General features: G+C 38.7%; 22 protein-coding genes and 1 pseudogene. 9 read left to right on the top strand and 14 right to left on the bottom strand.

Annotated features, from left to right (window positions below; translation table 11 throughout):
- Positions 1-279: 279 nt before the first annotated feature.
- The 6 genes from pruA to G3O08_RS18975 all read left to right on the top strand — a co-directional run bounded on the left by pruA (position 280) and on the right by G3O08_RS18975 (position 5,408).
- Complete coding sequence (pruA, locus tag G3O08_RS19000; protein ID WP_163287034.1) at positions 280-1,908, top strand: L-glutamate gamma-semialdehyde dehydrogenase; 1,629 nt, start codon at positions 280-282, stop codon at positions 1,906-1,908.
- 89 nt (positions 1,909-1,997) lie between these two features.
- Positions 1,998-2,297 carry a septum formation initiator family protein gene (locus G3O08_RS18995; protein ID WP_163287033.1) on the top strand — a complete coding sequence of 100 codons (300 nt, stop codon included), beginning with the start codon at positions 1,998-2,000 and terminating at the stop codon, positions 2,295-2,297.
- Between the two features lie 54 nt (positions 2,298-2,351).
- Positions 2,352-2,951, top strand: coding sequence for an LON peptidase substrate-binding domain-containing protein (locus G3O08_RS18990; RefSeq protein WP_163287032.1), 600 nt, complete (start codon positions 2,352-2,354; stop codon positions 2,949-2,951).
- Between the two features lie 55 nt (positions 2,952-3,006).
- Entirely contained in the window at positions 3,007-3,732 is a 726-nt protein-coding gene (locus G3O08_RS18985; protein ID WP_163287031.1) for a hypothetical protein, read from the top strand.
- A 190-nt stretch (positions 3,733-3,922) separates the two neighbouring features.
- Entirely contained in the window at positions 3,923-4,084 is a 162-nt protein-coding gene (locus G3O08_RS18980; protein ID WP_163287030.1) for a hypothetical protein, read from the top strand.
- 85 nt (positions 4,085-4,169) lie between these two features.
- A complete protein-coding gene (locus G3O08_RS18975; protein WP_163287029.1) occupies positions 4,170-5,408 on the top strand; it encodes a cation:proton antiporter domain-containing protein in 1,239 nt (412 codons plus the stop codon).
- Here G3O08_RS18975 and G3O08_RS18970 read toward each other — a convergent pair.
- From G3O08_RS18970 to rpsF, 5 genes are all read right to left on the bottom strand, one after another.
- Positions 5,391-6,266: a hypothetical protein gene (locus G3O08_RS18970; RefSeq protein ID WP_163287028.1), complete on the bottom strand. Its 876-nt coding sequence runs from the start codon at positions 6,264-6,266 to the stop codon at positions 5,391-5,393. The genes G3O08_RS18975 and G3O08_RS18970 overlap by 18 nt on opposite strands.
- Positions 6,267-6,357: 91 nt before the next feature.
- Positions 6,358-6,807, bottom strand: coding sequence for a DUF4199 domain-containing protein (locus tag G3O08_RS18965; protein WP_163287027.1), 450 nt, complete (start codon positions 6,805-6,807; stop codon positions 6,358-6,360).
- A gap of 122 nt (positions 6,808-6,929) precedes the next feature.
- A complete protein-coding gene (rplI, locus tag G3O08_RS18960) occupies positions 6,930-7,376 on the bottom strand; it encodes a 50S ribosomal protein L9 (protein ID WP_163287026.1) in 447 nt (148 codons plus the stop codon).
- Between the two features lie 6 nt (positions 7,377-7,382).
- Positions 7,383-7,649, bottom strand: a complete 267-nt coding sequence (rpsR, locus tag G3O08_RS18955) for a 30S ribosomal protein S18 (RefSeq protein ID WP_163287025.1) — start codon at positions 7,647-7,649, stop codon at positions 7,383-7,385.
- 13 nt (positions 7,650-7,662) lie between these two features.
- Positions 7,663-8,013: a 30S ribosomal protein S6 gene (rpsF, locus tag G3O08_RS18950; RefSeq protein ID WP_163287024.1), complete on the bottom strand. Its 351-nt coding sequence runs from the start codon at positions 8,011-8,013 to the stop codon at positions 7,663-7,665.
- 130 nt (positions 8,014-8,143) lie between these two features.
- Here rpsF and G3O08_RS18945 point away from each other — a divergent pair, with 130 nt between their 5' ends.
- On the top strand, positions 8,144-10,222 hold the full coding sequence (locus G3O08_RS18945; RefSeq protein ID WP_317164110.1) for a DNA polymerase III subunit gamma/tau: 2,079 nt from the start codon (positions 8,144-8,146) through the stop codon (positions 10,220-10,222).
- 12 nt (positions 10,223-10,234) lie between these two features.
- On the opposite strand, the gene G3O08_RS18940 is transcribed toward G3O08_RS18945, so the two are convergent.
- The 6 genes from G3O08_RS18940 to G3O08_RS18915 all read right to left on the bottom strand — a co-directional run bounded on the left by G3O08_RS18940 (position 10,235) and on the right by G3O08_RS18915 (position 14,649).
- Positions 10,235-10,651 carry a VOC family protein gene (locus G3O08_RS18940; RefSeq protein ID WP_163287023.1) on the bottom strand — a complete coding sequence of 139 codons (417 nt, stop codon included), beginning with the start codon at positions 10,649-10,651 and terminating at the stop codon, positions 10,235-10,237.
- 81 nt (positions 10,652-10,732) lie between these two features.
- Entirely contained in the window at positions 10,733-10,885 is a 153-nt protein-coding gene (locus G3O08_RS18935) for a hypothetical protein (protein WP_163287022.1), read from the bottom strand.
- A 29-nt stretch (positions 10,886-10,914) separates the two neighbouring features.
- Positions 10,915-11,220 (bottom strand): hypothetical protein, encoded by a 306-nt coding sequence (locus G3O08_RS18930; RefSeq protein WP_163287021.1) that lies wholly within the window; start codon positions 11,218-11,220, stop codon positions 10,915-10,917.
- A 154-nt stretch (positions 11,221-11,374) separates the two neighbouring features.
- Positions 11,375-12,352, bottom strand: a complete 978-nt coding sequence (locus G3O08_RS18925) for a deoxyhypusine synthase family protein (RefSeq protein ID WP_163287020.1) — start codon at positions 12,350-12,352, stop codon at positions 11,375-11,377.
- Positions 12,345-13,220 (bottom strand): agmatinase, encoded by an 876-nt coding sequence (gene speB, locus G3O08_RS18920; protein ID WP_163287019.1) that lies wholly within the window; start codon positions 13,218-13,220, stop codon positions 12,345-12,347. Before speB ends, G3O08_RS18925 begins: the two co-directional genes overlap by 8 nt.
- A complete protein-coding gene (locus G3O08_RS18915; RefSeq protein WP_163287018.1) occupies positions 13,201-14,649 on the bottom strand; it encodes a type III PLP-dependent enzyme domain-containing protein in 1,449 nt (482 codons plus the stop codon). The genes speB and G3O08_RS18915 overlap by 20 nt, the downstream gene beginning before the upstream one ends.
- A 484-nt stretch (positions 14,650-15,133) precedes the next feature.
- Between G3O08_RS18915 and G3O08_RS18910 the strand changes: the two genes are divergently transcribed.
- Complete coding sequence (locus G3O08_RS18910) at positions 15,134-16,084, top strand: hypothetical protein (protein ID WP_163287017.1); 951 nt, start codon at positions 15,134-15,136, stop codon at positions 16,082-16,084.
- Between the two features lie 73 nt (positions 16,085-16,157).
- On the opposite strand, the gene G3O08_RS18905 is transcribed toward G3O08_RS18910, so the two are convergent.
- Entirely contained in the window at positions 16,158-18,566 is a 2,409-nt protein-coding gene (locus tag G3O08_RS18905) for a TonB-dependent receptor (RefSeq protein ID WP_163287016.1), read from the bottom strand.
- 122 nt (positions 18,567-18,688) lie between these two features.
- Between G3O08_RS18905 and G3O08_RS18900 the strand changes: the two genes are divergently transcribed.
- Positions 18,689-19,252, top strand: a complete 564-nt coding sequence (locus G3O08_RS18900; protein WP_163287015.1) for a pentapeptide repeat-containing protein — start codon at positions 18,689-18,691, stop codon at positions 19,250-19,252.
- 4 nt (positions 19,253-19,256) lie between these two features.
- On the opposite strand, the gene G3O08_RS18895 is transcribed toward G3O08_RS18900, so the two are convergent.
- Positions 19,257-19,604, bottom strand: coding sequence for a hypothetical protein (locus tag G3O08_RS18895; protein WP_163287014.1), 348 nt, complete (start codon positions 19,602-19,604; stop codon positions 19,257-19,259).
- Positions 19,567-19,678: pseudogene (locus G3O08_RS21985) on the bottom strand (IS982 family transposase); the annotation flags it as partial. The gene G3O08_RS18895 and the pseudogene G3O08_RS21985, both read right to left, overlap by 38 nt.

Genomic DNA, 19,678 nt, shown 5'->3' with positions numbered 1-19,678 from the left:
CCAAAACCGATTTTGGAACAACCATTAACAATATCCCAAATATCAAACGGTTAAATCAATTTCTTGAGGAAGATTAAAAGAATAAATATCATGTTTTAGTGTACTTTTAGATGTGCGAAACTTTAGTTAATAATATTCAATAATGATCGGGCAAAATTAAGAAATATACTCCAAGACCATAATGATATAAGCCCATAATGAAAATGGCAGAAAATAAGCCTAATCATTTTTGTACTTTTGCACTCCGAAACATTTGAATCACTTTAATTAAAGATAATTATGCCAAAAGGAGTATATCAAATACCATTTCCAGAAAACGAACCCATTTTTGACTACGCCCCTGGGTCTATGGAGCGCGAAAAATTACAAGAAGCGTTTAAGAAATTAATGGATCAGGATCCAATAGACGTTCCCATGTACATTGGCGATAAAGAGGTACGCACCGAAAACAAGCTACCCCTAAGTCCACCTTTCGATCATAAAAAAATTATAGGTCACTATAATCGCGGAACAGCAGAGCATGCCAAGCAGGCCATAGATGCTGCGCTTAAAGCTAAAGACAAGTGGGCAGCTTTGAGCTGGGAGCAACGCGCTTCCATATTCTTAAAAGCCGCCGACTTAATTGCCGGGCCTTATAGGTATGAAATGAATGCTACAACCATGATTGCGCAAAGCAAGAATGCGTATCAGTCTGAAATTGATGCGGTTTGCGAATTAATCGACTTCCTTCGCTTTAACGTGTATTTTATGGAAGAGATATATTCCAACCAACCTGGCAGTTCTTCAGGAGTGTGGAATAGGATGGAATACCGCCCACTTGAAGGTTTTGTATTTTGCATTACACCATTTAACTTTACAGCCATAGCCGGAAACCTGCCTGCCTCGGCTGCCCTTATGGGAAATGTGTGTGTATGGAAATGTGCTGATAGCCAGATTTACTCTGCCAATTTGATCATGAAAATATTTAAGGAAGCAGGTCTTCCTGATGGCGTAATTAACCTCATAACCGTAAACGGTCCAGACGCAGGAGAAGTTGTATTTAAACACCGCGATTTTGCCGGGCTTCACTTTACAGGTTCTACAGCAATTTTTAAAGGCCTTTGGAAAGAAATCGGTCAAAACATTGATATCTACCGTTCTTATCCGAGAATTGTAGGCGAAACCGGCGGAAAAGACTTTATCGTAGCGCACAAATCTGCCAATCCCGATGAAGTAGCTGTTGCAATTGCTCGCGGAGCCTTTGAGTTCCAAGGTCAAAAATGTTCAGCCGCGTCGCGCGCATACATACCCACAAACATTTGGGACACAGTGAAGAAAAAGCTTGTTGCCGATGTGAATAGTTTTAAAATGGGCGCACCTTCTGACTTTTCTAACTTTGTAAATGCAGTAATCGACAAACGTGCTTTTGACAAAATAGCTGGCTATATTGATTTCATCAAAGAACAAGACGATGCAGAAATTATTGCCGGTGGAAATTATGACGACTCTAAGGGGTACTTTATTGAGCCCACTGTAGTCGTTACAACCAATCCAAAATTCAGAACCATGTGTGAAGAAATTTTTGGTCCGGTAATTACTATCTATGTTTACAATGAAAATGATTTTGAAAAAACGTTGAAACTTGTTGATGAATCATCAGAATATGCTTTGACAGGTTCAATTATTTCCAGAGACAGATATGCAATTGATCTGGCGACAAAAACGCTGGTAAATGCAGCCGGTAATTTTTACATAAACGACAAACCTACCGGTGCAGTTGTTGGCCAGCAGCCATTTGGTGGCGCACGCGGATCTGGAACAAACGATAAAGCAGGTTCTTACCTTAACTTGCTTCGCTGGGTGTCGCCACGTACCATCAAGGAAACTTTTGTTACTCCACGCGATTATCGCTATCCATTTTTGGGTTAAACCCAAACCGCAATACAATTAAAAAACTCCTGTTTACAATTAAACAGGAGTTTTTATTTACATCAAAAAAATAAGGCTTAAATTTACCCGTGGCTAAAAAAATTCCTAAAATATTACGCAATCGGTACGCACTGGTTTTTATAGGCTTCCTTGTGTATATCACCTTTTTTGACGCGCACGATCTTATTTCTCAAATGCAAATAAGGTGGAAGCTGCATAAAATTAACGAGCAAAAACATTATATAGAATCAGAACTCCAAGAGGCTAAAGCTCAAACTATAGAGCTCACCACTAACAAAGAGATGCTCGAAAAATTTGCCCGCGAGCAATACCGCATGAAGCGGGAAAATGAAGATGTTTTTGTAATACTTAAAGAAAACGAAGAATAAGAGCTGCTATTTTCTTTAATCGTGGCACTCATTATTCCATAAAGTAAATGAGCCATGCAGAAAACAAAAATAGCCCTCTTTCCACTTCAGCTTTTTCTCCTTCCCGGTGAAAAGACAAGACTCCATATTTTTGAACCCAGATACAAGCAATTGCTAATTGATTGCGAGCAAAACCATACCACCTTCGGCATTCCTTTGGCCATGAATGGAGCTTTGACAGGTTACGGAAGCGTCGTGAAAATAATTAATGAGCTTGACGTTCATGCCGATGGTTCTTCAGATATTGAAATTCTATGTGAAGAGATTTTTAAAATTGATAAATTCCATGAACGCATGGGCGAAAAATTGTATCCAGGCGGTGAGGTCAGTATTTTGAGCCGGGAAGAAAGTCAGCCGGTTTCTGAAAACTTCATGAACGAACTTGGTAAATATCTTGAGAATACCCGTCATGAATTAATTCCTGAATTGCTAACTACAAACCTGGATGCATTTGCTGCTGCGCGAATAATTGAGTTGAATGAGCTCGAAAAACTAAAACTTGTAAAATCAAAATCAGCTGTCGGCAAAGAATTGATATTACTGAACAAATTAAAGTTACTCAACCGCATTCAAGAGCAGGTTAAAAGCATTGAAGGAGATATCTTTTTGAATTAGTAGTGTATTTAACAGGTTAATTTTCTAATTTTATGTTTCATTTAAAGCAGATGGTATGTTTGAAAATATAAATCTTAAGGCCGAACTATTCAAAATTCGGGAAAATAAGGCTCAACAAGAAATTGATGAAACGCTCGAAGCGTTTAAAGATTTATTTAGAGCAGATTGGGAAAAAGAAAATAGAATTAATCAAAACCTTAGCAACGGCAGCAAGGCGTACTATTTTCCAAACAGCACCAACTTAGATTCCGATAAAATTTTTGACATCAGCGCAATAAAGAGGCTTTGCATAAAATATCGGTTGCGGTTTTTGCCAACCAAATACTTTAAGGCTAATTTTCCGATTGAAGCTATGCGCGCTATTAAAGATACCGAGCAGGAGCACCACACCGAAATCAAAAATTTTATGATTATTGCTCCTTCGGCACTTTTTAAATTAGAGGATGCCAATAAAGATCCGCTTCTTTTTGTTCCGCTTGAAAACAACAAGTTCTATCTAATTCACCAATGGGGAAATGATCTTTCCTGGTATCGCAGATTTATGGCTTGGCCGCTAAAATCATTTAGCAAACTTGTTTCGTCTATCGTATTCCTATCAATACTCACAGCTTCACTTATTCCCGGGTTTGTAATTTCATCTTCAGTCAATTACTTTAGTTTTGGGCGTCTCTTATTCGCGATATGGCTTATGCTATCAATAAGTGCTATTGTGTCTTTTTTGTGGTTTACATTAAATCAAAAGTTTAGTAAAGACGCATGGAACTCACACACTTTTAATTAGATATAGCAATTCATTCGCTTTTTGACTATTGCTTTTTAGAAACATTTCTCATGAAACTATTGACAACCAAAATACCCTCAAAAATATTTTAATTGCCTTAAAATGTGGTTTTGTCGAATTATTCTTAATTTTGGGCAGATATTGGTGAATCTAGTTTTACCAATCTAACCAATCAGATAAACCCGCTTAAATGACTATTTTTATCAAGAAAGTAGTGAACCATATCTTTGCTACCTTCTTTCACGACACCCTCTCAGATTTACGAGCGACTTTTAAATACAAGCTGCTAATCGTCTCGCTCATGGGTATTTTGGCAGTAACTGCTATCGCTACACTTCTCTATTATAGTTAATATTTAGTACGCAAAGCTTTAGCAAATCATATTTCAATTATTTAATAAGTATATATTACATTCGTAGCCTAACAAATTAAGGCTTTTGAATACCTATTCGATACTTATTTTCCTCAGTCTGGTCGTAGTGTTTTCCTACATCTTTGATCTGATTGCCAAAAAAACCAAGATCCCTTCGGTTCTACTCCTGTTCGGCACAGGGCTTGCCCTTCAGTATATTTTAAAATATTTTGGTGTAAACCCATTTAACTTGTCTAATATACTCCCGGTAGTGGGTACCGTAGGGCTCATACTTATTGTTTTGGAAGGAGCATTGGAATTAAAGTTCGAGAAAGACAAGATAAAAATGATTCAAAAAACGTTTGGGTCAGCGTTTTTCATTCTGATTATTACATCGCTTTTAATCACCTTTCTTTTTAGATATGTTACCCACCTCCCATTTCAAATTTGTCTGGTAAACGCTATTCCTTTGGGAATAATCAGTTCGGCAATAGCCATTCCATCAGCAGCCGATTTGAGCAAGGACAAGCGCGAATTTGTAATTTACGATTCATCTTTTTCGGATATTCTGGGGATTATGTTCTTCAACTTTGCCATTCAAAACGAGACTTATGGCATAAGCGCTTACGTTGACCTGGGAAAAGACACTATTATCACCCTCGTTATTGCGGTTGTAATATCGGTTGTGTTTTTATTCCTGATGAAGCGTATTACACATCACATCAAGTTTTTCCTTATCCTTTCACTCTTAATTCTGGTTTACGCCATTGGTAAGTTCTACCATCTTTCGGCACTTATTGTTGTATTATTTCTGGGTCTTTTTCTCAATAACGCAGAGATAATACCGATTTCTAAATTTAAGCAGCTCTTTTTATATGAAAAGCTTAAAGCCGATTTAAATCAGTTTTTACTGCTTACGGCAGAATCAGCATTCATAATTCGTACATTCTTCTTTTTAATGTTTGGATATACCATGAATATCTATTCATTGCTAAATCTCAGCGTTTTGATGAATGGACTGATCGCATTAATTGTCATTTATTTGGTGCGTGGACTATACCTCAAGTATGTAACCCGGGCAGATTTGGTACCCGCATTATTTATCGCCCCACGTGGTTTGATCAGCATTTTATTATTCTTCTCCATTCCAGATTCTATGAAACTAACTGAGACTTCAGATGGATTGTTACTATTCGTTATTCTCACTACCAGCGTTATAATGACTTATGGTTTGGTGAGCAGTAAGAAAAAGAAAACTGAGACTGCTGAAGCGGCGCCGGCTCCAACACCATCAATTGTAGAGGGATCAGAAGGCGAACAGTAAACCTGCACTCAGAGAAAAACGTGTTACTGAAAAACTATCAGAACTTTGTAGGCTTAATTCCAGTTCTCTTTTTATATCGTCGGGCATGTCCGCCTGTGGTTTTAAGGTAAAGTCGCCTACCGTATTTCCCATATAAGTAAGCTTGATTGGCATATATAGCCCTCCACCAAGATTTAGATTAACAGCGGTATCAACGTGAAAGCCTATACCGTTTGCCTTTAAATTATAGGCGTACACTACTTCCGCATCGTTGAAATAATAATTTATGCCTGGCCCTGCTCCAAGGAAGAAATTGGAATTAGAGCTTCCAAGAGCAAATCTTACAACTACGCTCGCTCCTAGGTAATGAAGCGTTAAATCGTCTGACAAATTGCCTGAAATCGTGCTGTTGCGAATACTAACCGGAACGCTATTTTTAAACCGGGCTTTGGAATACATCATTCCTATACCCAACTGTTGATTAAAGTAGTAATTAACCCCCGCATTAAGACCAGTCCCCCACTCCAATTTCTGGTAATATTCTTTAAAATCGTTGTCTGAAATTCCAGAATTAGGCAGGTAGTATCCTGAAAACGCAACCCAGAATTGCATGAGCTCATAAGTTCGCAACTCTTTGTTGCTTAACCTTCGCAATTCTGCGCTTGGATCTTCAAATTTATATAAAATCTCGGCAATCTCTTTTTTGGAAATTACGTCTACACTACCGTTTTTGGTATCAACAGATTTGTAATAAACAAATGAATCGTTTGTTGACTCAACCTTTACATGCAAAGTGTCTCCGGTTATCCGAACAATAATATCCTGCCCCAATAAAGGGAAAGTTATTAAAAGAGTAATACCGATTAGAAAAAACCGCATAGCTTCATTCCTTACCTCAAATATAAAAGAATAAGCTCAAGTAGATAATTCTGAATGGAAAATCAAAAGGGAAGTAAAGAATTTAGAGGCTTTACGCAGAATCGCGACTTGGTATAGAAGCTTTAAAATATTGCATTAATACAAATGAAAGTATAAATCCTGAGGCAAGCCCTTCTATGAGTATTCCCAGTACAGCTTGGGTGATAGAAATGTTACTAGTAGCCCAAAGTCCTGTATTTCCAAGAATTTTCATAAATTCGGGATCCAAAAACTTGATATAAATCCCTAAAAACACAATGAACATACCTACCGCGATAAGGGTTAGCTGCCCGCCCATCAAGAGACCTTGCAAGTAGCCTACACGATCATGGCTGCCTCTAAGAAATGTATTGCGGTACAAAAAGAAAAGGCCTGCAATCATTATAACTAAATTGAAAATTCTCAAATAAAAGTTTGTTTCAAGTCCAAACAATTTCATCAAGAGAAAATAGGCAATAAGTGCTGCGCCTGTTAAGAGTGCGTATGGGATCGTTCGTTTCATTGTTCTTGTTTTACCTGAATTAGTTAAACAGTATGAACAAAGATTTTGTTTAAACTCGAAATTTATTCATTAAAAAAGCCTCGCAATTGCGAGGCTTTTTTATATACAATAAACAAGTTTAATTACTCTCCGACAACTTCAAAGTTGATCGTTTTCGTAATTTCTTTATGAAGTACAACCTCCGCTTCGTATACACCAATTTGTTTTATTGGCTCATTTTTGATAGTAATACGTTTTCTATCAATGGTAAAGCCTGCTGCTTCAATCGCATCAGCGAGCTGAATGGTATTAACAGATCCAAAGATCTTACCATTTTCGCCAACCTTAGCTCCAATTTTAATTGTCTTTTTCGAAAGTGCTTCTGCCATTTTTTCGGCTTCAGCTTTCAATTTTTCTTCTTTGTGTGAGCGTTGCTTCAAGTTTTCAGCAAGCACCTTTTTCTGCGAAGGTGTAGCGATAATAGCCAACCCTTGAGGGATAAGGAAATTACGTGCATACCCAGGCTTCACGGTTATCAAGTCATCCTTGTAACCCAATTTTTCAATGTCTTCTTTTAGAATAATTTCCATGTCTGCTTATTTTAAAAGGTCAGTAACATAAGGAAGTAAAGCCAGGTGGCGCGCACGCTTAATAGCCTGAGCTACTCTGCGCTGATACTTCATAGAAGTACCTGTAACACGGCGCGGCATAATTTTACCCTGCTCATTCACTAATTTCAAAAGGAAATTAGGGTCTTTGTAATCGATGTATTTAATACGATTCTTTTTAAATCGGCAATACTTTGTTTTCTGCGTATCAATGCTGATAGGCGTCAAATATCTGATTTCGCTGTTGTCTGCCATAATAATCTAATTTTTAGGCTTTAGCCGTCTCTGGTTTTTTATTACTTCTTTTCTTTTCTGCGTAAGCTACTGCATGCTTTTCCATCTTAATGGTCAAGAATCGCAATACACGCTCATCGCGTCTAAAAACTAATTCCAGATCATTAATAAGAGAGCCTTCGCTTTCAAACTCGATCAAATAATAAAATCCAGTAGATTTTTTCTGGATAGGATAGGCCAGCTTTCGCAGACCCCAATCTTCTTCGTGATGGGTTTTTGCATTACCATCTTTCAGAAGAGCCTTGAACTTCGCAACCGCTTCCTTTGCCTGATCATCAGACAAAACGGGAGTCAGAATGAAAACGGTTTCATAACGATTTGTCATAACTGCTTTTGTTGTTGATTAATAATTTTTAAAAATGGAGTGCAAAGGTAGCAAAATAACCTTGCCACACAACTGGTTGTTTGCTTTTTGTGCAGATTCATAGTTGCTTTTATTTTCCCGTGGAAAACTTGTGAAGAAACAGCGTCAGGATAAGCCGTTGCAGAGCCCAAAGAAAACGAATAATCTGTATCTTTACACCTTGAAATTTATTATGGACGATTTTATAGTTTCAGCTCGCAAATACAGACCGCAGGTTTTTGATACCGTAGTGGGTCAGGAAAGTATTACCCAAACACTTCTCAAGGCCATTGAGAATAATCATCTAGCGCAGGCATTTTTATTTTGTGGCCCTCGTGGCGTAGGGAAAACTACCTGCGCACGTATTCTTGCGCGTACCGTAAATGCCCATAGTATGGGTACTGAAGATGAAGATACCGATTATTCATTTAATATTTTTGAGCTTGATGCCGCTTCAAATAACAGCGTTGACGACATTCGAAGTCTGATAGATCAAGTAAGAATACCGCCTCAAATCGGAAAGTATAAAGTCTATATTATCGATGAGGTGCACATGCTATCGGCGCAAGCCTTTAATGCATTCTTGAAAACACTTGAAGAGCCGCCGCCATACGCCATTTTTATTATGGCTACTACCGAGAAACACAAAGTTCTCCCCACCATTTTGTCGCGCTGCCAGGTTTTTGATTTTAATCGTATCCAAATTCCGGATATTGTTAATCATTTAAGCAAGATCTGTGAGAAAGAAGGAATTGTTGCTGAACCCGACGCACTGCACATAATCGCCGAAAAAGCAGATGGAGCCTTGCGCGATGCACTTTCTATTTTTGATCAGGTTGTTAGCTTTTCAGGAAATAAACTCACCTATCAGGATGTTATTGCCAATCTCAATATTCTCGATTACGACTATTACTTTGCTGTGACCGACGCTTTTCTAAAGGATCAGAAAGCCGAAGTATTGGTCACTTTCAATGCAATACTAAATAAAGGATTTGACGGTCACAATTTTATAAACGGATTGGCAAATCACTTTAGAAACCTCTTGTTTTGCACTTCAGATCGAACGGCAGGTATAATGGAAGTGGGCGATACCATTAAAGAAAGGTATCTCGAACAATCTAAAAGATGTGACTCGCGCTTTTTATTGAATGCGCTTAACACTCTTAGCGAAACAGACATACATTACAAATCGAGCAAAAATCCACGCCTGCTCGTGGAGCTCAACCTCTTGAAATTGTGTAGCCTTTCTGCAAGGATATCTGAAAAAAAAAAGCCTGAAAATGACTTAGCGTTTACTGATGACGTCAATTTTGGCGGAGAAGCCCCTAAAGTCAAGCCAAGAACGGACGATAATAAATCGCCTACAAGTTTTCCCTCCCTGGCCGAGCTCATGGCAGATAAACTTACAGTTGTGGAAACGCTCACCAATGAGCCGCGGACATCATATCTACAAGGTGCAGAACCAGCGAATGAGAAAAACGCCTCTGCCATAAATATGCCAGACGAACCTGATGCTGCGTCACCGACCGATAAGGAAGAAAAGCCAACTGAAAAATTGGTTGAGGCGCCGGCGAATGCATCTGACGCAACTCCAAAAACACCTATAACAGAAATACAAACTGATCGCGACACGGCAGAAAAGCCCGAAGCCAAAAAAAGCTTTAGCAGCAAACTAAGTAACGCAAAATCAAAAGGCTTACCTTCACTTGCTTCGATGGCAAACGCAACAAAGTCGACGGTTTTATCGCAGACTGACAGCTCTGACACCTCGGAAAAGGCGGAAGCCGTACTTTACGACGACAGACCGGCAACGGATTTTAATCTCGCCCAACTCTGGAAAGCCTGGGATGAATACGCGGTAATGATAAAAGAGGAAGATAAGCAGAGCTATTACTCCACCTTATCGAAGCACAAACCGGTAATGCGTGAGAAATTCCAGATTGATTTTTTGGTTGATAATCATGTCCAAAAATCTGACTTGGATAATGACAAAGTCCGCATACTGGAATTTTTACGTGAAAGATTGAATAATTGGAAAATCAAGCTCGAATCAATAATAGACGACGAAGAAGGCGACGACGGCGATTCGCTATACGATCCATATAAAAAATATGAGGCAATGATTGACAAAAATCCCACGCTGGCGAAGATGAAGCAATTATTTGACCTCGATGTAGACTACGACGGATAGGGTTCTTTTAAATCAGACAGCAAAAATATTTTTTGGATCTTCGAATGATTTAAATTCAATAGAGTTTCCGTCAGGATCTTGAATAAACATGGTTTTCTGCTCACCTATTTCACCTTCGAAGGCTAAATGTGGCTCTACTAAAAAATTAATACGTGAAGCTTTTAGCTTTTCTTCCATTTTATGCCAGTCGGCCCATGAAAGTATAATTCCAAAATGATTTGCAGGAATATGGCTATTGGGGTTATAATAGTTGCGTGGTTTACGCACTTTTTCAGCAATTTTATGAATACTCATTTGATGACCGAAGAAATCAAAATCGGCCCAGGCAGTTGATTCCCGACCTATTTTACAGCCCAAAAGATCTCCGTAAAAACGTTTTGCCCGAGTCATGTCTGCCGTAGCAAATGCAATATGAAATTTTCCTTTCATAAGATTGTGGTTATAAAAAAAGGGTCATGATTTCGTCTTTGAAAAGCACAACCCTTAATATGGTTCTAATATATTTCTAATTCAATATTCATCATCAAACCGGTCTATGTCCTGTTTTCTAATACGTTTTATAGGCTTTAAACGTTTCTTTTCGCGCTGAATTGATTCATTATCAAAGCCATCATCATACAAATCAATCTTTTTTGAAAGGCTTTTGAGTTTGAGCTTTTTCATTTTCAGAAATTTAAAGTACACAATAAGGTCTAATCGTCATCATCTGTAGATTCGTCGATTTCTACATCAACGTTATCATCTTCAGATCGGTACGAGAAATCATCATCATCGTCATCAGAATCCATATACTCATTAATGTGCTCGTTGAGCTTGGTGCCGAGCTTTATGAGATATGTAATTTCATCAGATTTTACCTCGAGAGCTTTCACAAACTCTCCTTTTGCATTCACAAAAGTCACCAACTGGCTATCTTCATAACCATACGGATACTGCTCGTTTATTAAGGCAACAACATCATCAGTGATGGCCTTAAAATCTTTGATAACCCTTTTCATTTATAGGCGGTGTTTGACTGGGAGTTCTCAATGAGTTTTCCCAAATTTAAAATTACTGAATTTACTTTTGTGCAGTTAAGCATTTATATTGATTATTGAATTTAAGATCAAGTTCTTGCGCTAAAATACGCATCTAAATTTATAAAGGTTTTGTTTACCAATCTAAAATCCAGGCAAAAATTAAGGGTGCCACAATTGTCGCATCGCTTTCCACAATAAATTTCGGCGTCTTAATATCCAGTTTTCCCCATGTTATTTTCTCATTAGGCACTGCTCCTGAATATGATCCATAACTCGTAGTAGAGTCTGAAATCTGACAGAAATAGCTCCAAAATGGGATTTCCGGCATTTCCATATCCTGATAAAGCATTGGCACTACACAAATTGGGAAATCTCCGGCAATTCCTCCACCAATCTGGAAGAACCCTACTCCTTTTCCTCCCGAATTTTTTGTGTACCAGTCAGCAAGCCAGGTCATATACTCTATTCCCGATTTTACTGTAGAAGGATTAAGCTCTCCTTTAATACAATACGATGCAAAAATATTACCCATAGTACTGTCTTCCCAACCGGGAACAATAATCGGTAAATTTTTCTCTGCTGCGGCAATCATCCACGAATTTTTTGGATCAATTTCGTAATGTTCTTTCAAATCGCCAGAGAGAATCATTTTATACATGTACTCGTGTGGAAAATAGCGCTCACCTTTTTCCTGAGCACCTTTCCACAGCTTTACAATATTTCCTTGTAGCCTTCTGAAAGCTTCCTCTTCGGGAATACAGGTATCCGTTACCCGATTTAGGCCACGCTCAAGCAAGGCCCACTCCTCTTCTGGTGTTAAGTCGCGATAATTAGGCACGCGCTCATAATGGCTATGAGCTACAAGGTTCATTACGTCTTCTTCGAGGTTTGCACCGGTGCAAGATATTATTTGCACCTTGTCTTGCCTGATCATTTCAGCCAGACTACGCCCCAGCTCAGCAGTACTCATAGCACCCGCAAGCGTAATCATCATTTTACCGTTTTCGAGCAAATGTGATTCGTAGCCCTTAGCAGCATCTACGAGAGCAGCAGAATTAAAATGTTTGTAATGGTGTTCAATAAAGTTAGAAATCGGTCCTTTCTCAGCCATTCTTTTTGTTCTTTTTCTTAAATATGTAGGTCAATATCTTGTAATAAAGCTTGGCTGCCAAGAAATCAGATGATTTTTCTTCGGCATTTGGCATAAGCTCTACTATATCGAAGCCCACAATATTGCGTTTTTTATTTACTTTTCTAATAAATTTAAGCGTTTCGTACCATTGCATTCCACCCGGCTCAGGCGTACCTGTACTCGGCATAATAGATGGATCAAAGGCATCGAGATCAATGGTAATAAACACATCGCGCGTCATACGATCAATTGCTTCGTTCATCCACTTGGAATTGGTAGCCATTTCGTGAGCAAAAAACACATTTTCGCGTTTCATTACTTTATTTTCGCTCACATCCATGCTTCGAATTCCAACCTGTACCAAATGGGCTTTTTGGTTCGCTTCATATACAGCGCAGGCGTGATTGCACTTGCTTCCCTCGTATGATTCGCGTAAATCGGCATGGGCATCGATTTGCAAAATGGTAAGTTCCTTATACTTTTCCATATAGGCTCGTATAACACCAATACTTATAGAGTGTTCGCCACCAAGAGCCGTTACCATTTTGCCTTTTTCAAGGTAGGAGGCTACGGTTTTGTACACCGCTTCCACCATTGCTTCCGGCGACTCATTTTCGGTAACAGGTGGCGCCAGATAAATTCCTTCCTGATATACTTCAGTTCCGGTTTCTATATCATAAAGCTCCATGTTGCGTGCAGCATCGAGCAAGGCCGCAGGCCCTTCATCTGCACCTTTCTGCCAGGTACTTGTGCCATCATAAGGAACGGGTATTACTACTACTTTCGCGGTCTCGAGACGGGCATACTCGTTGGGAATGCCGCCAAAATTATTTGGATATTCTTCCATTTTCAATTGTTTCTAATTCTTCCTTTTGTGCTTTGTTTGAAGGATAGCCCAGCAATTTCATCATTGAAGCTGCAGCTTGTTGTTCTGAAAAGATGCGATAGGTGAATTCTCCATTTTCGTCTTTATCAATAATTATATGTTTTGGGTTGGGAATAAGGCAGTGTTGCAGGCCGCCATATCCTCCCACAGTATCTTGATAAGCTCCGGTATTAAAAAAGCCAATATACAAAGGTTTTTCTGCATTGAATCGCGGAAGATAAATGGCATTCATGTGTTGTTCTGAATTGTAATAATCATCACTATCGCAGGTTAATCCACCCAAAAACACACGCTCGTATTCACTCTCCCACCTATTTAGCGGAAGCATAACAAAACGCTTGTTAATAGCCCATGAATCGGGGAGGGTAGTCATAAACGATGAGTCTATCATATTCCAACGCTCTTTTTCGTTTTGCCGCTTTTGATAAATCACTTTAAAGAGGGCTCCCCCACTTTCACCTACCGTAAAGCTTCCAAACTCGGTGTAAATATGAGGTTCATGTATTTTCTTGTCCTCGCAAAAGCTCTTGATTTGGCTAATAATTTCTTCGGCCATATAGGCGTAATCGTAATCAAAAGCCAAACTATTTTTTATTGGGAAACCACCACCAATATTCAAGCTGTCCAGTTCTTTGCAATCATCTTTAAGTCGTCCATATACGGTAAGACATTTATTGAGCTCATTCCAGTAATAGGCAGTATCATTTATTCCTGTATTGATAAAGAAATGGAGCATTTTGAGCTTTATCTTCGGATTCTTTTGAATCACATCGCGGTAAAAAGGAGCAATATTGCGATATCCAATTCCGAGGCGGCTGGTGTAAAATTCAAATTTTGGTTCTTCTTCACTAGCTATTCTTATTCCTATTTCAAATTCATTTTCAATCAATGCATCCAGCACTTCAACTTCCTTGTAATTGTCAATAATCGGAAGAATCTTAAGTCCACGATTGATTAAATGCGCAATCTTCTCCAAATAATCATCTGTTTTATAGCCGTTGCAAACAATGTATCGATCCTTATTCAGCTTGTTGCTGTCGAATAAATATTCTACAATATCCAGATCGTATGCCGATGAGGTTTCTATCGAAATATCATTTTTAAGCGCTTGTTCCACAACATGGGCAAAATGCGAGCTCTTGGTACAGTAGCAGTAATTATAATTCCCTTTATAATCTACTTTTTTCATTGCCGCATTAAACCAACCCTTCGCGCGCTGAATATTTTGAGATATTTTGGGGAGGTAGGTAAATTTTAGAGGTGTGCCATATTTCCGCACTAAATCCATCATGGGAATGCCGTGAAAATTTAGTTCATCTTCAGAAAGGTTAAACTCCTCTTGCGGAAAGTGGAAAGTTTGATCAATAAGATCAATATATTGAATTTTCATAGTAGATATGTTCTAAATAAACGTAAAAAGTAAGTGGGTAAAATAGAAATAATCGAGAAATAAGAAAATAAAACTCAAATACGAATAGGAAGAACCACGAAGGCTCGGAAAACAAACAGATCATTAGGTACTGAACACCAGTAACTTAATAAAGAAAAAAGCACCTTATTAGCTATAAATGACCTGCCGGTTTTTGGAAGGGCTGATTTGGAAAACACCTTGTTCATTTCGGGGCGAAAATTAGAAATAAAATCAGTCTCAAATCAAATAAGCAAAAAATTCTCCATCTTTTTTTTCTACGCGCCTAAATCGTATCAATTCACATTTTAAATGAAACTAAAGGCAATGTACAACCTTTGGCTGGTATTCCTTTTAATGAACCGGTTATAACTACTATTTGCTATAACTATTTTTATAGACAAACCAGTTTATTCGTACCTTAGATTCCTAAAATTTATAGACAATTGATTAAATTCACTATCTAATGAAACTTACAATTACACTTATTTCAATCTTGTTTTCAACTGCGCTACTATTTGGTCAAATAGTAGATAAAACCGAGCAAAGAGCCAAAAACAAAACCAACCAGAGAATCGATAATAAGATAGACAATGGTATAGATAAAGGGCTTGATGCCGTGGAGGGACTTTTTAGCAAAAAGAAAAAATCAAACGACAAGCAGAGCACCGACGATGATTACAGCGAGCAAAGTCAAAATTCGACTAACTCTTCTGACACTCAAAGCGCAATGAGCATGTTTGGCGGAAAAGCAGATGTGGAAGACAGCTATGACTTTGATCACAATATGCTTTTAAACATTGATACCTATAATAAGAAGGGTAAACAACAAGACCCTATGGATATGAGAATGTATTTCTCTGACGATAAACCCAACTTTGGAATGGAAATAGAAATGGAAGGGTCAAAAAGCTTTATTATTTACGATATGAAAAGCTACCAGATGGTTTCGTTGATTGAAAATGACGGACAAAAAATTGGAACGGCTATGAAATTTAATCCTGAAAAGTTTGAGGAAAACGTGAAGAAAGCTTCAGAAGACAATTCGGATGTAACTTACAAATTCATAAAAACTGGAAATTCGAAAGTCATTTCGGGATATAACTGCGATGAGTACAAAATGGAAAGCTCTGAAAGCGATCCCGAATGGGATCAAACTTTCTGGGTAACCGACGAGATGGATGCCAACTGGATGGAAAACATGTCCAAAATGGCTTCATCGAATAAAATGATGGCGCAAAAATTCGAAATACCTGAAGGCTATCCGGAGGGCACTATGATTCAGATAATTAGTGAGTCAAATAAGAATCAGGAAAAGTCGATTATGACGGTTAAGGAATACAATAATAATCAAGAAAAATCATTCTCTACCACCGGGTATCAATTTATGAATATTCCCGGCATGGGCGGAAATTAATATTAACAACCATTACTTAAAGAAAATAGCGAGAATCGGATACGGCTCTCGCTATTTTTTTGTGCCTTATAGATTAAAATTCAACGACTATTCCAATTGTTGGCAGCAAAGTCCCCACTGAGTTGGGTATTTGAGTTAACACATACCGAGACGAATCTGAAGGATTGGTAATAGGTTGATTATTATCATCTCTCACTGTATCGAGATAGGGTTCAAGGTCAAATTCTGCAGCTGTTATATTCTCAATGTCGAGATAAATATTCAGGCTCCATTTATCAAAAAAGTACCGCTTGTCGAGCCTAACGTCAAGCTGATAGGTTACAGGATTTCGTTCGGTATTCAGCCTGTCGTAATCGGGTATTCCGCTTCCGCGAATGTCCCAGACATCTTTTAAAGACGAAGTATATTCGTCGTAAGGCGTGTAAGGCGGGCCACCCAAAATTGCCAGTCGGGCTCCCAGTTCCCAGTTCTTTTTAAACTTCTTGCCGGCAGTTAGGCTTAAAATAAAACGGTTGTCCCAGGAAGAAGGAACGTATACGTCATTCTTATCGGTAAACTCGCTTCTTACGAGCGTTAATGCGGCAATTCCATAGAGGCCGTTGTACAGCTTTCGCTGAATAAGGAATTCAAGCCCGTAGCTTCTCCCCGCTCCTATAGATCGCACCGGCTCACTGCCAATAACGCCAAAATCGCCACCCAGATTTGCCAAATTTATGCTATCTCGAAGCGTGAAAGGATAATTGCTGTATTTCTTATAAAACCCTTCTACAGAGACCTTGGTGTTTTTCTCAAATATATATTGAAGACCAGCCACATAATGATCTGACTGAATGTATGTAACCTCATTTTCTTCATTGACCAGTACTCCATCATTATCGCGATAACCCAATACAGTGTATGGCGGTAGCTGATAATACCTTCCAACATTCCCATTAAAACTCAATTCTGGAGTGATGCTGTAAGAGAATGAAAATCGAGGTGAAAGCTGATCAATGGGATTCATCATACTTGTAGAATAATTATTCCAGTCAGAGCGCAAACCAAAAGAAAGCAAGAGCCGGTCGTCAAGAACACTGCGGCTGGCCTGTGCAAAGAAGCCAAACTTCTGAAAGCCAATTTTTGAAGAAAAATCAATGATTTGTATCGCTTCAGAATCGGCTATGCGGTTATATGTGCTATTTGTGTATGTAATATCTTCGAAATTCACACCGCCGTTTAGCTTCCACAATCCGCTACGCTGGGTATGTTCAAATCTGAATTTATTTTCAATTTCGGCCGATTCGTAATTCAAAATAAGGTTATTCGGATCAGTATCGTCATTGTTCTCATACTTCACGGCTTCGTTGTTTAGCTCATTTCGGCTTAACACAATATTTTGAAATCCATTCTTCGAAAAATGTTTGTAGTTGGCTCCAATCGTGTAGTTCCATTGATTGTTGACGGGTATATTACCAAGAATGTATTCGGCCGCTTGTTTTTCTTCAGGTGTTTTTGCGTCGGCAACTGCGCTCTCATTTAATTCAAAGGTATCATAGGCTCCAAGGCCAATAAGGGTAAGCTCGTTCTTCTGATTGAACCTATGCTTAATTTTGAACTGTGTATCGTTGTAGGTGGGTAGAAAGGGAAGGCCTATTATTCCGAACAAAAACTGGAGATACGACCGCCTTGCCGAAAAAATATAACTTGTTTTTTCTCCTATCGGGCCGTCAAATGTTATTCCAACATCGCTCGCGCCCAGCGTGAAGTTTGTTTTCAACCGATCTTCATTTCCATCTTTTTGAGTAAATTCGAGAACCGAGCTCAATGCATTCCCTCTATTTGCCGGAAAGGCACCCGAATAGAAATCAACATTGTTAATGAAATTAACATTGATAATTCCCACAGGCCCACCCGAAGATCCCTGGGTAGCAAAATGGTTGATATTGGGCACTTCTATCCCATCCAGATAGAAGCGATTTTCGTTTGGAGCGCCCCCTCGAATAATGATATCGTTGCGAAAGGAAAGCGATGACGACACACCGGGTAAAACTTGCAGCGCCCTTGAAATATCGCGGTTGCCGCCGGGATTTCGCTGAATTTCGTTACTCCCTATCTGCTGAAGTGATACCGGACTCTCAATATTTCTTTCAAAAACATCGCTGGTAACTTCCACCGTTTCAAGTTTCGTAGAACTCGCCGTTAACCCAATATTTAAATTTGTAGGTCTTTGCGCAAAAACCTGAACCTCAAAAACCGTTTTCGGCTCAAATCCCACATAGCTGGTTTGAACGTTGTATAGTCCGGGTTCCAAATTTTCAATGCTGTAAGATCCCTCGATATCGGTAACCGCACCATTTGAACTATTCTGGATGGCAACATTGGCAAAGGGGATTGGCTCATTGGTAAGCTCGTCAAATACGCGACCTTTAATTATTCCTTTTTGGGCTACTGCCGAAATAGAAAAAAGCAGTAAGCACGTAATTAGCAATACAGTACGATTCATTAAAGTGATTTGATTGAAAAGAACAAAGGAATAAACTTTTTGTTTGAGTATTTTCGCAAACTTTTAAACAGGGTTTGCGAAATAATCTAATCGGTTATCACCCAGCAAAAATTTGAAACATTATGATCACAGATCGCCATTTCAAATCTGAAGATTTTGAAGCAAACAACTTGCCGGATACCGAGTTTGAGGCATGCACATTTCAGAATTGTAATTTTTCGAATTGCAACCTTTCGGGAATGCAGTTTGCCGAATGCATCTTTGAAAATTGCGATTTTACGGGTGCGCTGACCGGCGGCACTCAATTAAAAGAGGTTAGCTTTAATGAATGTAAGTTGCTGGGTATGCAATTTTCAGAGTGCAGTGACTTTTTACTTCAGTTTTCATTCAAGAAATGTAATTTGACCTATGCCTCATTTCACAAATTAAAAATTAAGAAAACCCACTTTTCTAATTGCAAATTAGAAGAGGCTGACTTTTCGCAAGCCGATATGGAGTCTACTGTTTATGACGATTGCGACTTGGTTGGCGCCATTTTTGAACGCACCAATCTATCTAAAACTGATTTTCGAACCAGTAGGTATTTCAGCATTGATCCAGCAAATAACAGGATGAAAGGAGCGCGGTTTTCGCTTGATGGACTGCCGGGATTGCTCGTGAAATATGGATTGAAGATTGAGGTGTGATTGCTCAACGCCTACGTTGGTGTTTTCGGCGCTCAATAATCTTCGCCGTGTCAATCGCATAGTTGTTTACACCTTTTTTATCGGTAACAACCTCTAAAGCTCTCAAGCATTCCACAGCCTGATTGTATTCATCAAAATCATTGATTATTATTTCTTCGGACAGATAGTTTGTAACTGAAACATCATACGTTTTGTACGTGATCTTTTCGCCACCCCAACCACCAATCATTGGTAAAATAAACGTGCGCTTGGTATACTGCTGAGTAGATTCACGCAGATTGAGGCTAACGGTGTCTATTAACCTGAGTTCGATTCTAAAATAGTTGTGGCAGCGTGTTAAAATCGGCTTCATATTTTATAGCTGGTTTCTTTTGAAAAAACGAGTATGCTATTAAGCCAGAGAGTAGATTTGAAATAAAATTACCA

The organism is Cryomorpha ignava (assembly GCF_010686655.1).
Lineage (GTDB): Bacteria > Bacteroidota > Bacteroidia > Flavobacteriales_D > Cryomorphaceae > Cryomorpha > Cryomorpha ignava.
The sequence above is the reverse complement of the archived record's forward strand: the minus strand, read 5'-3'. Positions and strand labels throughout refer to the sequence as shown.

Excerpts from the sequence above, each read along its gene's own strand:
- rpsR (WP_163287025.1), bottom strand. The coding sequence starts at position 7,649 with ATGGCAGACAACAGCGAAATCAGATATTTGACGCCTATCAGCATTGAT.
- G3O08_RS18925 (WP_163287020.1), bottom strand. The coding sequence starts at position 12,352 with ATGGCTGAGAAAGGACCGATTTCTAACTTTATTGAACACCATTACAAA.
- G3O08_RS18965 (WP_163287027.1), bottom strand. The coding sequence starts at position 6,807 with ATGAAACGAACGATCCCATACGCACTCTTAACAGGCGCAGCACTTATT.
- G3O08_RS18940 (WP_163287023.1), bottom strand. The coding sequence starts at position 10,651 with ATGAAAGGAAAATTTCATATTGCATTTGCTACGGCAGACATGACTCGG.
- G3O08_RS18915 (WP_163287018.1), bottom strand. The coding sequence starts at position 14,649 with ATGAAAATTCAATATATTGATCTTATTGATCAAACTTTCCACTTTCCG.
- speB (WP_163287019.1), bottom strand. The coding sequence starts at position 13,220 with ATGGAAGAATATCCAAATAATTTTGGCGGCATTCCCAACGAGTATGCC.
- G3O08_RS18930 (WP_163287021.1), bottom strand. The coding sequence starts at position 11,220 with ATGAAAAGGGTTATCAAAGATTTTAAGGCCATCACTGATGATGTTGTT.
- G3O08_RS18895 (WP_163287014.1), bottom strand. The coding sequence starts at position 19,604 with ATGAAGCCGATTTTAACACGCTGCCACAACTATTTTAGAATCGAACTC.
- G3O08_RS18910 (WP_163287017.1), top strand. The coding sequence starts at position 15,134 with ATGAAACTTACAATTACACTTATTTCAATCTTGTTTTCAACTGCGCTA.
- G3O08_RS18905 (WP_163287016.1), bottom strand. The coding sequence starts at position 18,566 with ATGAATCGTACTGTATTGCTAATTACGTGCTTACTGCTTTTTTCTATT.
- G3O08_RS18980 (WP_163287030.1), top strand. The coding sequence starts at position 3,923 with ATGACTATTTTTATCAAGAAAGTAGTGAACCATATCTTTGCTACCTTC.
- G3O08_RS18985 (WP_163287031.1), top strand. The coding sequence starts at position 3,007 with ATGTTTGAAAATATAAATCTTAAGGCCGAACTATTCAAAATTCGGGAA.
- rplI (WP_163287026.1), bottom strand. The coding sequence starts at position 7,376 with ATGGAAATTATTCTAAAAGAAGACATTGAAAAATTGGGTTACAAGGAT.
- G3O08_RS18935 (WP_163287022.1), bottom strand. The coding sequence starts at position 10,885 with ATGAAAAAGCTCAAACTCAAAAGCCTTTCAAAAAAGATTGATTTGTAT.
- rpsF (WP_163287024.1), bottom strand. The coding sequence starts at position 8,013 with ATGACAAATCGTTATGAAACCGTTTTCATTCTGACTCCCGTTTTGTCT.
- G3O08_RS18990 (WP_163287032.1), top strand. The coding sequence starts at position 2,352 with ATGCAGAAAACAAAAATAGCCCTCTTTCCACTTCAGCTTTTTCTCCTT.
- G3O08_RS18900 (WP_163287015.1), top strand. The coding sequence starts at position 18,689 with ATGATCACAGATCGCCATTTCAAATCTGAAGATTTTGAAGCAAACAAC.
- pruA (WP_163287034.1), top strand. The coding sequence starts at position 280 with ATGCCAAAAGGAGTATATCAAATACCATTTCCAGAAAACGAACCCATT.
- G3O08_RS18970 (WP_163287028.1), bottom strand. The coding sequence starts at position 6,266 with ATGCGGTTTTTTCTAATCGGTATTACTCTTTTAATAACTTTCCCTTTA.